The sequence below is a fragment of the Filimonas lacunae genome (assembly GCF_002355595.1).
Lineage (GTDB): Bacteria > Bacteroidota > Bacteroidia > Chitinophagales > Chitinophagaceae > Filimonas > Filimonas lacunae.
In genome coordinates this window covers 3,589,896-3,603,878 of sequence record NZ_AP017422.1, presented here as the reverse complement: position 1 = coordinate 3,603,878, position 13,983 = coordinate 3,589,896, and the positions used below count along the sequence as shown (strand labels likewise).

Below are 13,983 nucleotides of genomic sequence, written 5' to 3'. Positions count from 1 at the left end.
TCGTGTAGGATTATTTGTTGAATGTCTTTTTTATATGCAGACGCTTCATTTTTGAATACAGGGTAGTAGGGGGAACGCCCAATAGCGATGCCGCCCCATTTGTGCCACTTATTTTTCCGGAGCAAAATTTCAATGCCCGTATAATCAGGTCACGCTCGTTATCATCAATGGTTTTGATCGCGGAGGAATCGCCCTGCGTAGCAGCAGCCGGAAAAGCCTGGCGTAGCATTACATCCATTTGCCGGATGGTATTACCCTGTGCTAAAAGCACAGAGCGTTCCACATGATGTTCCAGCTCCCGCACATTGCCAGGCCAGTCGTAAGCCATTAATGTTTGAAGCGCACCCTGGCTGATGGTGTCAATGGCTTTACCCGCCTTTTTAGAAAACCTGTTTACAAAATGGTTGGCCAGCAGGGGAATGTCTTCTTTATGTTCCCGCAGCGGTGGCGCATAAATAGGAAAAGTGTTGAGGCGAAAATACAGGTCGCTTCTAAACCGGCCTTCCCTTACTTCCTGTTCCAGGTTGCGGTTGGTGGCGGTAACCACGCGCACATTCACTTTAATAACTGAACGGCCACCAATTCTTTCTATCTCCCGTTCCTGCAAGGCCCGCAGTAACTTCACCTGTAGCTCCAAAGGCATTTCGCCTATTTCATCAAGAAAAAGAGTGCCGCCATTAGCCAGTTCAAACTTGCCAATGCGGCGTTCTATAGCGCCTGTAAAGCTGCCTTTTTCATGTCCGAATAATTCACTTTCTACCAGGTTGGCCGGCAGGGCTGCACAGTTTACTTTCACCATTAACTTACTTTGCCGGGGCGAGAGGTGATGTATGGCTCTTGCTATCAGCTCTTTACCTGTGCCCGTTTCTCCCTGTATCAGCACCGTGCTGTCCGAAGGCGCTACCAGCGCTACCATTTCAAATACTTTCTTTACAGCATTGCTTTGTCCTACTATATCCGCATATTGATAGGCGGTTTCCAGTTCTTCCCGCAGGTAAATCTTTTCTTCTTCCAGGTGTTCTTTATAATGGCTGGTTTCTGTTAGTTGGCGCTGTATCTGTTCGGATGCCTGTAAGTTGCCAATAGCAACTGAAAGCTGGTCTTTAATGCTGGACAGCAGCCGCGACTTTTTATCAGAAACAGCGGGTGTGTTGGTGTAAAATAGCAGCCAGATGCCGGTTAGTTTACCGCTGTAGGTAAAGCTGGTAACCATTGCCTGTGCCGGTATACGTTCGCCGGTGATCTGCTGAAAGCGGATGATTTGTTTACTGGTGAGTGTTATTTCGATAAAAGAATCGCTGGTTAGCAGTGATTCGCCTGTTTCTTCGCCCAGCAGGTCAGAAAGGGTATAGGTATGCTCGCTGTAAGTGATTCCGGGGGTGGGGGAAGGAGGAAGCACAAACTGTATCATAGCATCCCGCTCCTGTATAATCCCTATCAGGTGATGTTCAAACAAAAATACCTCGGGTAGTTTAGCGGCAATCAGTGCTGTAACATCACCATAGTTTTTAGCACCGGAAATCATTTTACTGATGTTAAGCAGCAGTTCATTTTCCCGGTCGCGGTTAATGAGTTCTGTATTAGCGCGTATGTTTAACATAGCAGTGGAAAGCTGGTGCGATATAGCGCTTACCAGGTTAAACTGTGCAGATAAAATCTGGCCCCGTTCCTGGAAAAATAAAAACCAGTAACCAAACACGTTTATCCCATCGTAAAGCCGTGTGATGACCATTTCTTCTATGCCGCTTTCAAAGTTTACTTTGATAACATCGGGCAATTCAGAAAAGGCTACTGCATTATTCCTGTTAATCACCACAGGTTGCGATGCCTGGTGAATGTGTTGCAGAAAAGGATGGTCGTGCTGAAGCTCTTGCCGGAAAAGGCTATAATAGGAAGGATGCATTTTGGCACGCGAACCAGGATCGGCCAGGAAGGTGGTGATAACACCTGCTGCATCTTTTACCGCCAGTGCAAAATGAGTAAAACCCATAGGCTGCTGCAAACGTTTTTTGATGGTTTGCAATAGTTGTTCTTTTTCACGTATGCCGGCAATGTCTTTACTCAGTGTTAACAGCAATTCTTTTTCCTTGTCGCGCCTTACAATTTCTTCGTAATGTAAAATGGCAGAAAACGCTTTGGATGCGGGTAGGGAAATTTCTTTCAACAGGTTCAGCAGTTTTTTCTCCGGTTTTTCTACACCTTTAAAATAAACATGCAGGCAGGCGGCGGGCTCGTTTCCGTTTTTAAGGGAAAGAACAGCTATCCACTGCACCCCTTCGTTATGCAAGGCGGTAAGCTGTGTATTGTTGGCAGAGGTATGAAAAAGGTGTTCTATGCGTATAATATCAATTTCTGTGTTAGCCTTGCTTTCCTGCACCAATGCTACCGAATGATAACTGTTGCGTAACAGCAGCGGCAGGTGCAGGTGTAATGCTTCTTCCAGTTTTTGCCGGTCCCTTACATCTGCCAGTGCAAAATTGGCATCCAGCAGTCTTTCTCTTTCTTCCCTTTTTTCATGCAACGATTCGTTGGCAATGATATTGGAGATGGCTACAGATACCGGTGCCGCTATAGCTTTTATCAGTTTCAATTGCCGGGATAATGGTTGTTGGGTATGGGTAAATGCAATAGCCCATGCGCCAATAACTTTTTCATCTAATTTAAAAGCCAGCATAACCACCCATCTGATGCCCGATTCTGCATTTACGCGCAGATACATGGGGAGTGTTTCCCGCTTTTCCATTTCGGTAAGATCAAACACCGCTGGCTCGGATGATAGTAATACTTTATTCCAGATGCCATCCGCAATAGGTACTTTCATTGCTTTCACCGTTTCATAAAGCGGATGATACTGGGCGCAGGAATGCACATCGGTTCCATAAAGACTAAGTGTAGTGTCATCTTCATTTACCTTACAGATAAAGTGATGCGAAAAGGGAAACAGGGCTAATAACCGGGTGCGTACCAGGCTAAGAATATCCTGCCTGTTACGGGCTGCTGCCAGATCTATATTCAGCAGTTGCAGGCTTTCGCTTTCTTTTTTGTTGCTGTGTAATTGTTCATATAAAATGATCTTGTGTACTGCATTGGATAATTGCAGGGTAACCAGGTCCAGCAGCCGCGAAGGTAAAGCGGCTTTGGAAAGGTGTTCGGGCACAAGCATCAGCCAGTAGCCAATTACCTTACTTCTGCGAAACAAGCCGGCTATCAGCAGTGCCGCTGTGCCTGCGTTCGGAAAAGCACGTAGTGCGGTATCTGCCTGTATTTCTTCCGCCTGCCGGTTCCAATCGAGCCGGATATATCTTTCCTGTTCATTGATGCGGTTCAGCAAACCCAGTAACAGGGCATCCTTTTCTTTTTGCAGGATATAATATTCCTTTTGTTCCCTGGTAATCTCCGCAGGAGGAGTGTGCAGTAAATATTCATCGCCGTTATTACTTTCTTTAATGCAAGTGACATAGGACGTATGGATGCCCAGTAAGGGATGAACCTGCAGGCGTAGCAGGTATTCCAGTTGCTTAGGTTCCTGTACAGAGGTAAATGCTTCGCAAAGCGAAAGCAGTTCGGTGGCTGTGTGCATGCTTTGCAGGTAATGCTGTTCACTATCGTTATTTTCAGTTAAGGGCATAGAATGCATGGCCATTTAATTTTGTAGTTGTATTTCTTTTCTGAAGCTGGAAAACGATGTGCCTGCTACTTTTTTAAAGAAGCGGCTAAAGTGCGACATATCTTCAAAGCCCAGTTTAAACGCCACCTCTTTCATGCTCAGGTTGTTGTGTGCAATCAGCATTTTAGCTTCTGTTACAATGCGCTCCTGTATAATAGTGCTGGCTGTGCAGCCTAATGTGGTTTTAATAATATTGTTCAACTGGTTGGGGGTGATATACATCATACTGGCATATTGAAAAGGCTGCTTGAAAGAAGCAAAATGCTCATCCAGCAATGAATAAAACCGCATTAATAACTGGCTGCACCGTGCATTTTTTAAAGGAGCCTGTTTGGCCAGCAGCCGGCTTATTTCAAAGGCAAATACCTGGAATAAAGCATGTATGATGGGAGTGTCGGCTTTATCATGTTCATGATGCAGTTCGTGTGCCAGCTTCTCTGTCAGGGTGGTTAAATGTGTTTGTTCCTCCGTAGTTAACCGTATGTTCTGCGCCTGTTTTAAATGTATAGGCAACCGTTGCAGTTTAGGGGCCATGCTGGTAAGCAGGTGCAAAAACTGGTTACAAAAGGATATGATATAGCCGCTGGCTTCTGTTCCGGGCGAAACAGACAGGTATATATTGGGCTTTACCACGGCCATGCTTGTGTTGTCTATAGTAGTTTCCATTTTATCAATCTGGCAGTTACAGCTGCCGGAGTTTATTATTAATATCCTGTAGCTTTTACGGTTTACAGGTACTGGTAATGGTGTTAATGCATCAATATGAGTAATAGATAAAAAAGGAATCCCCGTTTTCGGATTCATATAATAAAACGCTTTCAAACTATTCCCGGCAGATATATTCATTGTAAGATTATTGGATATAATAAAATAGTGTTTACACTATAATTCCAATAATGTGCCACCTCGTAAGTGTTTGTAAATCAGTGTGTATTGCTTGTTTTGTTGATTTCAAACTCTCTTTATATCGTCAATGGCCGAAATGCTGATTTTATTCACTGTATATCGCCACTATTCATAGGGTACTGCCACTGATTATTCAAAATCAAACACTTTTTTTATGCCTAATTTTTTCATGCGCGACTGTAAAGTGGTTGCCGGAATACCTAAATAGCTGGCTGCGCCTCCTTCACCACGTATTTTACCTTTGCATAGTTTTAATATGCTCACCAGGTAATCAGCTTCATTAGCGGCGTTGCTGGTTGCTTTGGCATTGATGACACTAAAGCTGAAATCAGTAGCCAAAGGTTTTTGTGGCAGTATTATTTCACGCATCATATACCCGCGTGTTAGTAAAACGCTGCGTTCAATAGTATGTGCCAGCTCTCTTACATTGCCGGGCCAGGGATAGTGCATGAGTGTTTGCATGGCTTCACTGCTAATGGATACCGGCGGCTTTTTCAGTGAGGTGGAATACATTTTAGTAAAATGTGCAGCCAGCAGTGGAATGTCTTCCTGCCGCTCGCGAAGCGGGGGAAGAATGATCTGGTATACGTTCAGCCGGAAATACAGATCCAGCCGGAAGCGGCCGGCTGCCACGGCTTCTTCCAGTTTTCTGTTTGTGGCAGCTATTACGCGCACATCTACTTTAAAAGTTTTGTTGGCACCTATCCGTTCCACTTCTCTTTCCTGCAGCACGCGCAGCAGCTTCATTTGTGCAGCAAGCGATAATTCACCCACTTCATCCAGGAACAGGGTGCCGCCATGTGCCAGTTCAAACTTGCCTGCACGCTTGTCGTGCGCGCCGGTAAAAGCGCCTTTCTCGTGGCCAAACAGTTCCGGCTCTATCAGGTCGGCAGGCAACGCAGCGCAGTTGATCACTACCAGTGGTTTGTGTCTTCTGTCAGATAACTGGTGTATTGCTTTTGCCACCCGCTCTTTGCCGGTGCCACTTTCGCCGGTGATAAGAACAGAAGTAGGGGAAGGGGCTACCGTGGCTATATGGTCCAGTACCCGCAATAATGCCGGGCTTTTGCCAATGATGCCGGTAAACGATGGTTTTTCATCCTTGTGAGATGTATCGGGCATAACAGCGCCGGGCCCCGGTGAAGCAGCAGGTGGTAAAGGCTTTAATAAAAGTTGCAAAAAGGTTTGTAATGGTAGGGCATGGTTTTGTAAAAAAGACAGGTGTTCGCCTGTATAGGCGTTGTGGCTTCTGCTGTAAAAGCTGAGTAACACCTTTTCTTTATTTTCTAAAACAGTGTTCCAGGTGGTGTGTGAACAAAAGTTATAATAATGCATGAACTGTTCCTGCCAGTGTAGCGGGGCCTGTTCATCAATGATAGTCAATATATCCGCCTGTTCCAGCACCTGGTAATGGTTAAAATCTTTGCGCAGAAAACCATACCGGTGGCTATGGGTGCTATTGGGTGTGGTGGTGCTGATGTGCATATAATCAAACGGTATGGCGCTTTGAAAGAAACCCGGCACCTGTTTTATTTTTTCACAAACCGGGGTTTGTTCCCCGTTCAGCAGTTGCAGGTTTTGTTGCCAGAACATTTCGCGCTGTGCTGCCAGTTGCAGTTGGTGCTGGTGTTTTTGTATGGCTATTTCCAGCATCATCAGCAAATCCTGCTCTTTAAAAGGTTTTACCAGGAAGCCGTAGGGATTGGTAAGCCGGGCTTTTTCTATGATGTGTATATCCTGACTGGCCGAAAGGTACAGGAAGCCTATGTTTTTTGCCACCAGCTGTTCTGCCAGCTGTGTGCCCAATGAGCCGTCCATTAAAAAGATATCCAATATAGCCCAGGCCGGCTGATGCAATTGTATCAGCTCCGTGGCTTCTGCAACGGAAGTAGCTACCGCGCAAACCTCGTAACCCGCTTTGGTTAATTTGCGGGTGAGGTCAGTTGCTACGATGAACTCATCTTCTACAATTAAAATGGTACCTGTTATCATACACGTTTACTGCGCCTGCCGGATAATAGCGACTGTTATTGTATTACATGTTGTTTAATCATTGCTTTCAGTGTTTTGCTTATCAGTTTCATCCGGTTATTATTACCGGCAATCCTGCTTAATATATGCCCGCCTTCCATCATAGAAAACATTATAACAGCAAACTCTTTATAGTTCCAATCCGCATCAAATTCTTTCTGCTGTATCCCTTCTTTAATAATGCCTGCCAATGCATTTTCACACAACTCTATCATGGCATTTAGCTTAGTTGCAACGCTGGGGTGGGTGTCGTCAGCTTCTGTTCCAAAATTGAGTACCGGGCATCCGCCCTCTATAATGGGTGACAGCGGGGTGCCGAGCAGATCTATAAAAGCGAACAGTTTTTTAACTGCCGTTTTCTCAGGGCCAATGGCTGCTCTTATTTTGCCTGCATAAGAATGCAGGTTATAATCTACTACTGCCGACACCAGCATTTCTTTGTCCTGGAAGTGGTTATACATGCTGCCTTTAGATAAGCCGGTCACTTCCATAATGTCGCTCATGGCGGTGGCTGCCATCCCTTTTATATTAAATATAGGGGCAGCTTTCTCCACAATCATCTGTCGTGTAGCATCTCCTTTAGACATCGGTATATGTTTGAGAAAACAAAAATAAGACCGATCGGTCAGTTTTGTGCATTTCCGGTGATTTTATTTTCCATTACAGTTTTAAGGGGTATGGGCCTGGTGGGGATGGGTGGGCGATGTTTTCGTGGTATCGTGCCACAGTTTATAGCATAGAGTCAACCCTGCGGGTTTTAACCGGTATAGCTTTGTATCATAAAAAATATAACTATTTAATCATCCGATAAAGTCAGCAACTATGGATTTATTTGTTTCTGCGCCTACCCAATATATAGAAGTGGACGGCGTATCATTTGCCTACCGCCGGTTTGGTAAGCTGGGTGGTGTTCCGGTAGTAGGTTTTCAGCATTTTACAGGCACGCTGGATAACTGGGATCCTATTATTATGAATGGCCTGGCTAAACAACGGGAGGTGATTGTTTTTGATAACAAAGGGGTAGGTAATTCGGGTGGCGTAACGCCGGACAGTGTATATGCTATGACACAGGATGCTATCCGTTTTATTGAACAACTGGGCATTACGCAAATGGATGTGCTGGGCTTTTCGCTGGGTGGTTTTATAGCACAGCAGCTGGCGGTATTGCGTCCGGCGCTTATTCGTAAAATAATGATCGTTGGTGCTGCTCCGCAGGGGGCTAAGGCATTGCATTCTTTTCCTGACCTGATACAAAGGGCTATGCAATTAGCGCCGGCAGAACGTTTCCTGTTTATTTTCTTCACGCCTACAGAAGCCAGCCGTGAAAAGGGCAGGGCTGCGCTGGCACGTTTACAGTGGCGCGTGGAAGACCGGGACAAGGCCACTTCCGATGCGGCAGTGATGGCGCAGCTGAAGGCCATCACGGCCTGGGGCACAGATGCGGTAAGCATTGATGTTACGCGCATTAAGCACCCGGTATTGGTAGTGCAGGGCAGCAATGATGATATGATGGATAGCAGTAGTTCTTATACGTTGTTTCAGCAGTTGCCCAATGCGCTGTTGAGTTGTTATCCGGATGCGGCGCATGGATCTTTTTTCCAGTATCCGCACTTGTTTGTACATGAAGCGCTTTATTTTCTCGATCACTATTAAACTGATGATAATGTCGAAAGTTGTTTTTATAACCGGCGCTTCCAAAGGTTTTGGAAGGCTGTGGACAGAAGCGTTGCTGAAACGCGGCGATAAAGTAGTAGCCGCCGTGCGCAATATAGCAGCGTTGAAAGAACTGGTGGATAAATACCCGGATAACTTATTGCCGCTGCGCCTGGATGTAGACAAACGCGAGGATGTTTTTGCTACGGTGGCCGAAGCTATTGGGTGGTTTGGGCGTATAGATGTGGTGATTAATAATGCCGGGTTTGGTTTGTTTGGCATAACGGAAGAAGCTACCGAACAGCAAGCCAGGCAGCAGATGGATACCAATTTCTTTGGCTCGCTATGGGTGGTGCAGGCTATACTACCTATCATGCGCAAGCAAAGAAGTGGCCATATTATACAGGTATCCAGTTACCTGGGCATTACCACTTTGCCTATGCTGGGGCTGTACAATGCATCTAAGTTTGCTGTGGAGGGCATGATAGAAACTATCAGTAAAGAGGTGGGCCACCTGGGCATCAGAACCACGCTGATTGAGCCGAATGGTTTTGCCACAGACTGGGCAGGGGCATCCGCTGCTGTAATCAGCGGTGATATAACGGATTATGATGTGGTGCGTGCTTCTTCGGAAGATTCGGGTGGTGATCCCTCTTTTTGGGGAAAGCCTGCTGCTACTGTAGAGCCGTTGCTAAAAATAATTGACCATCCACACCCACCCGAAAGATTATTGTTAGGGCGTGTGGCCTATGAAAGTGTATACCGGTTTTATACCTGGCGCTTGCAGGAAATTGAGGCCTGGAAGCAGGTGAGTATAGCTGCTCACGGCCATTAATAGAAAGAAGTTATCTGTTTAGCTGTACTCTATGATGTGTTTTAAGAAGAACGGCAGCTGTTGAGCTGCCGTTATCTTTTTTAGTGGTAGGTGTTGTTTAAGGCTTTACCAGTATTTTGCCAATGGTTTTGCCGGTTGCAATCTGCAAGTGCGCTTCTTTCATCTGATCAAAAGAAAACGTTTGCGATACATGCGGTTTTAAAATGCCTTGCGTTAATAACGCAGCAATCTGTTGCATCTCTGCACCATTCGATTTTACCAGCATAAACTGGGCATGTATGTTTCTTTCTTTTGCTTTACTGGTTACATCTTCATGCAGGCCGGTAGGAATGCTGATAACAGTACCGCCGTTTTGGGCTACAGCTATGGAATTATGGATGTTATCGCCACCTACCGTATCCAATACAAAATCGTATTCAGGTTGCTGCGCCATCCAGTTATAGCCTTTGTAGTCAATATGATAGTCAGCGCCAATGCTTAGTACAAAGGCTTTATTTGCCTGCGACGAAGTGCCGGTTACGGTAGCGCCCAGGTGTTTGGCTATCTGCACGGCAATATGGCCTACACCACCGGCAGCTGCATGTATCAGCACTTTTTGTCCTTTCTGTACTTTGCCGTAGGTAACCAAAGCCTGCCAGGCTGTTAAAGCTACCAGGGTAGCGGCGGCGGCTTCTTCAAAAGAAATGTTGGCGGGTTTCAGCGCCAGGTGTTCGGCAGGTGCTGCTACATATTCCGCATAAGCTTTGCCATGTCCCGGAAAGTTTACCATGCCAAATACTTCGTCCCCTGCTTTATATAACTCGCTTTTACTTTCCGTTACTACGCCTGAAATGTCCCAGCCGAGAATTAAAGGATTGGCGCTTTTTAAAGCGGCATACACACCATGTCCTTCGCGCACTTTAATGTCTACCGGGTTAATACTGATGGCCTTTACTTTTACCAGCACTTCACCGGGTTGGATGGCCGGAATGTCCAGCTCGCGGTATTCTAATTGATCAGTTCCTCCCGGGCCTTTTAATACAATTGCTTTCATTTGATGTATTTTCTTGTGTAAACAAACTTTCCGGCAGGAATGTGTGCCGGAAAGAATAAAGTAGTATATGCTATTAGCTTGTCAGAGATATTTTCCCAGGTTTAATTCCACCTCTCCATGTTGTTGCAAACCCTTTCCAAACAAGGTTTTAATTCTTTGGTGGGCTTCCGGCCATTGCAGCGCGGCAAAGAATTGTGTTTGCGTATCCATAATATGGTCGTTCACGGGCAGCGTTGCATTGCGGTTCATGATAGACTTGATAGCAGTGATAGCTTGTTTATCAAAGGAAGCTATTCTGGCAGCAAAATGATCCACAAAGCTATCCAGTTCCGCGTCGGGGATAGCACGGTTTACCCAGCCATATTGAGCCGCCAGTTCCGCAGGGTAGTCTTCGCCACTTAGTATTATTTCCAACGCCCGTGCTTTACCTGTAAGCAGATGCAGACGCTCTAATCCGCCACCGCCGGGAAACGCACCAATGCCTATTTCGGGTTGACCAAAGAAGGCTTTTTCTTTACTGGCAAATCGGATATCAAAAGCCTGTATAAATTCGCTGCCTAACCCTCTGGCTCTTCCCCTGATAGAAGCAATGCTTACAAAAGGAGCCTGCTCAAGCCGTTTGGCCATATCGGGCCAGGCAATAGAAAGCCCTGTTTTCCCTGTGCCTTTAGGAAATTCATTGGCGTGTATCAGCTCCACATGCGCTACAAAAAAATCAGGGTTAGCAGTTTCAAAAACCACCGCCTTTAGGTTTTCGTTGTTCTCCATTTCATCCATCAATACCATCAGTTGTTTGGAGAATTCTGTGTCAAACAGGTTGATAGGTGGATTATTAATGCTGATTTTCCAATAAGCGTTGCTTATTTTATTGGTTGTAAAAATCATACGATATCATTTGTTTTATAAAATGTAACGGATCAATTTAATAGCGATTATCACCGGCTACTTATGTGGTAGTAACAGGCTTTTCTTTTTATGAGGTTAAAGTTAGTAGCGGGCTGATGGGAGGGGTTGACTCTATTGTAAAAACACTTGTACTTTTCACGGATTAGGGGAATGTAAAACAGGCATCCCGTGAGGTGATGCCTGTTGCTGAAATAGTAGCCGGGAAACGGTATGTTGTAGCGGAAGCGTTTGCCCGGTTGTTTGTATGCTATATTATTTAAAAGGCACGCCGGCAGCCAGTGGATGAAAACGGTAGATGTAAAACGGGGCTTTGGCTTTGTTTTGTCCGTTATTAAATACAGCGCCTAAATGCACCTGTGCGGCAGATACATACATGTAGCCGTCAACAGCGTTGTAGCTAACGCCATCAGGCCAAAGCAGGTTATCATCTGCTACCAGTTCATGTACGCTGCGGTCTTTGGCTAATATTACGGTAACGCTGTTGGTTTCCATGCTGGTGAGATATAAGTTTCCGTTAATGTCAATGCTCAGGCCGCCATTGTTGGGTTTGCTGGCATAGGTTTCCACTTTTGCATCCAGTGTGTTACTGTTGAGTTGTGTATTCAGCAGGTCGCTCATTTGCACACGGTATACTTTTGTGCCGTTGAGCGGCGCATAATACAGCCATTGAAAATTGGCATCGGCGGTAATGCCATCGCAACCCACCAGCAGGTCTTTATTATTGATGGCCAGGTGTTTTCCGTTGATGATGGTGGGCGTGTTTTCGGGCATGGTAGTTCGGGTGCCTTGCAGCAAACGTTTGGCAGCCCCTGTTTTCATATCTATAATAATCAACGCTGCTTTAGAGCCATCGCCGCCGTTGCCTATACCTTCATCGGCAATTACAAACACGCCATGTTTAGTGTCTACCATCATATCATTCGGCTGCGATTCCGGAACCAGTGCAGATGCCGGGATATAATAGATGCGTTCCAGTTGATTGGTGCGGGTATTCCAGCCCACCATTTTAGGAGTGATGTTATTACGCTGCCCCATGTCCAGCATCCAGATAATGCCGTTGGCATCATTGCGTATGCCTAGTACACTGCTCAAATACTGGTCGTCTGTGCTGCGGGGAGTGTTCCATTCCAGGTTAGGGAAGGGCACGCTGCTTTTGCTTTGGGCGTTATATTTCATTACCCGGATGTCAGGATTGAAAAAGGGGTGGTGGCTGTAAACCAGTTCGCCCTGCGGTGTAAAAGTGATATTGCCAACAGCATTGTTTACGGTGGCATACACTTCGGGGCGGGTGATTTTACCATTCCATGGCAGCGTATCTTTTTTTACCGGCGTTGCCGTATAATAATTATCGGTTCCTGCCAGCCAATCCATACGTGCCGGTGTGAAAAAGTCAATGTCAATAGTGTTGTCTTCCAGGGCTGTAAAGCTGTGTGCAATGTTGGGCGGTATAATAATGCCTTCTCCGGCTTTTACAATAGTTTCTTTTCCATTGACTAATACGCTGACACTACCCTGGGTAATAAGGGAGTACTGCTCGTTAGTGTGCTGGTGTGTGGGCACTACCGCACCTTTTTGATAAGTAAAGTAACCAATAGTGCCAGACTGGCCGGAGATAGTGCTTCGGGTAAGTAACTCGTTCATTTGCTTAGCTGGCAAACTTTGTAAGTTAAAATGCTGAACATTTTGCGCCCCGGCAACCTGCATAAACAGTAATCCAAAGCTTGTTATTATATTCTTCATGATTAGATTTTTAAACGGAAAATTTTAAAGGGTCTTTTTATTTCATCCTGTTGATGAAACCAGGGCATGTATTGTATTTGCGAACAGGATATGTATAGGTACCCGTCTTCTGAAATGCTATAACTGTCGGGCCAGCGCAGATTGTTGTTGTCTTGTAGCAATGTGTGCATGGTGAGGTCGGGTGTAATTTTTATAATGCTGTTTTGTTCCAGATCGCCAAGGTACAGGTTGCCGGCTTTGTCAAATATCATCCCGTCAGTGGTTACAAATTTTCCCAGGTCTTCTACTTTTTCGTCCAGTGTTTTGAATGGCGTGGTAAAATCACGCAACAGCGTAGTGCTTATCCGGTACAATTTGTTATCGGTAAGTGGTTTAAAGTAAAGCCATTGGTTGTCTGGTGTAAGGGCAATGCCATCAGAATTTACCGTTAATGCGGTGCCGTCTGCTTTCAGTAACGCTTTGCCATTGGGTGAAAAGTGATAGGAGGTATCTGATTTTACTGTGGATGAATTACCCAGTACGAAGCGTGAAGTTCCGGTTTGGATATTCAATACTACAATGCCACCGCCGGAAGAACTGGTCATATAGGCAAAGCCGTTGGTATTGTCTATTCTTATATCGTTTAAGTAAACATTGGCACCTGCTACATTTTCTGGAAAGCGGTATATCTTTTCTACCACATTAGTAGCCAGATTTATTTTAACTACTTTATTGCTATGGGCATATACACTGCTTAAACCAATGCCTGCCGCGTCTACTACCCACAGGTATCCTTTGTCGTCTGCTACAACAGACTGTACGCATACAAACTTGTTTTGTCCATTATCTCCTTTTTTAAAACTGTTCCATGTGGCATCAGGGTAGGGAACAGGTTGTCCGTTCACAACTTCTGCAACGGAGTAACTGTGTGTGTCAAGCCAGTAAGGATAGTTGGTAAATAATCTGCCGCCAGGTGCTACAGCCACACCAGTTAACTGATAGGTGCTATCTGCAAACACCTGCTCTAGTGTTGCGGAGGTTGGTGTGGTTTTAATAGTGTCCTGTGCCTTTTTTTGCTCAAGGGTATTGGTTGCTGTTGGATTATGGCAGGAGATGAGTAATAATACTATTGATGTTATACCTGCTAAATATGTACGTTTCATTGTTTTGTTATTTCATTATGTTGAATAAGTAGCATTGTTGGTGTATCGTTTTGTTGATAATGCTACAGCA

10 protein-coding genes are annotated in these 13,983 nt (G+C 45.3%); 2 read left to right on the top strand and 8 right to left on the bottom strand.

Annotation, left to right across the window (positions count from 1 at the left end; all coding sequences use genetic code 11):
* Positions 1–10 precede the first annotated feature (10 nt).
* The 4 genes from FLA_RS31710 to FLA_RS14280 form a co-directional block, all read right to left on the bottom strand.
* The gene (locus FLA_RS31710; RefSeq protein WP_197705899.1) at positions 11–3,628 is read right to left on the bottom strand and encodes a sigma-54-dependent Fis family transcriptional regulator; all 3,618 of its coding nucleotides are present in this window, start codon (positions 3,626–3,628) and stop codon (positions 11–13) included.
* Between the two features lie 15 nt (positions 3,629–3,643).
* Positions 3,644–4,471 carry a helix-turn-helix domain-containing protein gene (locus tag FLA_RS14290; protein ID WP_159445087.1) on the bottom strand — a complete coding sequence of 276 codons (828 nt, stop codon included), beginning with the start codon at positions 4,469–4,471 and terminating at the stop codon, positions 3,644–3,646.
* Between the two features lie 231 nt (positions 4,472–4,702).
* A complete protein-coding gene (locus tag FLA_RS14285) occupies positions 4,703–6,565 on the bottom strand; it encodes a sigma-54 dependent transcriptional regulator (protein WP_076378178.1) in 1,863 nt (620 codons plus the stop codon).
* Positions 6,566–6,600: 35 nt separating this feature from the next.
* Complete coding sequence (locus FLA_RS14280; RefSeq protein WP_076378180.1) at positions 6,601–7,191, bottom strand: TetR/AcrR family transcriptional regulator; 591 nt, start codon at positions 7,189–7,191, stop codon at positions 6,601–6,603.
* A gap of 235 nt (positions 7,192–7,426) precedes the next feature.
* Here FLA_RS14280 and FLA_RS14275 point away from each other — a divergent pair, with 235 nt between their 5' ends.
* Both FLA_RS14275 and FLA_RS14270 read left to right on the top strand, forming a co-directional pair.
* On the top strand, positions 7,427–8,257 hold the full coding sequence (locus FLA_RS14275; protein ID WP_076378182.1) for an alpha/beta fold hydrolase: 831 nt from the start codon (positions 7,427–7,429) through the stop codon (positions 8,255–8,257).
* Positions 8,258–8,267: 10 nt separating this feature from the next.
* Positions 8,268–9,092 (top strand): SDR family NAD(P)-dependent oxidoreductase, encoded by an 825-nt coding sequence (locus FLA_RS14270; protein WP_076378184.1) that lies wholly within the window; start codon positions 8,268–8,270, stop codon positions 9,090–9,092.
* Positions 9,093–9,189: 97 nt separating this feature from the next.
* On the opposite strand, the gene FLA_RS14265 is transcribed toward FLA_RS14270, so the two are convergent.
* From FLA_RS14265 to FLA_RS14250, 4 genes are all read right to left on the bottom strand, one after another.
* Complete coding sequence (locus FLA_RS14265; protein ID WP_076378186.1) at positions 9,190–10,125, bottom strand: NADP-dependent oxidoreductase; 936 nt, start codon at positions 10,123–10,125, stop codon at positions 9,190–9,192.
* An 81-nt stretch (positions 10,126–10,206) separates the two neighbouring features.
* Positions 10,207–11,010, bottom strand: coding sequence for an enoyl-CoA hydratase/isomerase family protein (locus FLA_RS14260; RefSeq protein ID WP_076378188.1), 804 nt, complete (start codon positions 11,008–11,010; stop codon positions 10,207–10,209).
* A gap of 273 nt (positions 11,011–11,283) precedes the next feature.
* Complete coding sequence (locus FLA_RS14255; RefSeq protein WP_084206156.1) at positions 11,284–12,771, bottom strand: L-dopachrome tautomerase-related protein; 1,488 nt, start codon at positions 12,769–12,771, stop codon at positions 11,284–11,286.
* A gap of 2 nt (positions 12,772–12,773) precedes the next feature.
* The gene (locus FLA_RS14250) at positions 12,774–13,913 is read right to left on the bottom strand and encodes an L-dopachrome tautomerase-related protein (protein WP_084206157.1); all 1,140 of its coding nucleotides are present in this window, start codon (positions 13,911–13,913) and stop codon (positions 12,774–12,776) included.
* Positions 13,914–13,983 lie beyond the last annotated feature (70 nt).

What these genes read in the sequence shown, in the direction of transcription:
- FLA_RS14290 (WP_159445087.1), bottom strand. Translation starts at nt 4,471, where the DNA reads ATGAATCCGAAAACGGGGATTCCTTTTTTATCTATTACTCATATTGAT.
- FLA_RS14275 (WP_076378182.1), top strand. Translation starts at nt 7,427, where the DNA reads ATGGATTTATTTGTTTCTGCGCCTACCCAATATATAGAAGTGGACGGC.
- FLA_RS14270 (WP_076378184.1), top strand. Translation starts at nt 8,268, where the DNA reads ATGTCGAAAGTTGTTTTTATAACCGGCGCTTCCAAAGGTTTTGGAAGG.
- FLA_RS14260 (WP_076378188.1), bottom strand. Translation starts at nt 11,010, where the DNA reads ATGATTTTTACAACCAATAAAATAAGCAACGCTTATTGGAAAATCAGC.
- FLA_RS14285 (WP_076378178.1), bottom strand. Translation starts at nt 6,565, where the DNA reads ATGATAACAGGTACCATTTTAATTGTAGAAGATGAGTTCATCGTAGCA.
- FLA_RS14255 (WP_084206156.1), bottom strand. Translation starts at nt 12,771, where the DNA reads ATGAAGAATATAATAACAAGCTTTGGATTACTGTTTATGCAGGTTGCC.
- FLA_RS14250 (WP_084206157.1), bottom strand. Translation starts at nt 13,913, where the DNA reads ATGAAACGTACATATTTAGCAGGTATAACATCAATAGTATTATTACTC.
- FLA_RS31710 (WP_197705899.1), bottom strand. Translation starts at nt 3,628, where the DNA reads ATGCCCTTAACTGAAAATAACGATAGTGAACAGCATTACCTGCAAAGC.
- FLA_RS14265 (WP_076378186.1), bottom strand. Translation starts at nt 10,125, where the DNA reads ATGAAAGCAATTGTATTAAAAGGCCCGGGAGGAACTGATCAATTAGAA.
- FLA_RS14280 (WP_076378180.1), bottom strand. Translation starts at nt 7,191, where the DNA reads ATGTCTAAAGGAGATGCTACACGACAGATGATTGTGGAGAAAGCTGCC.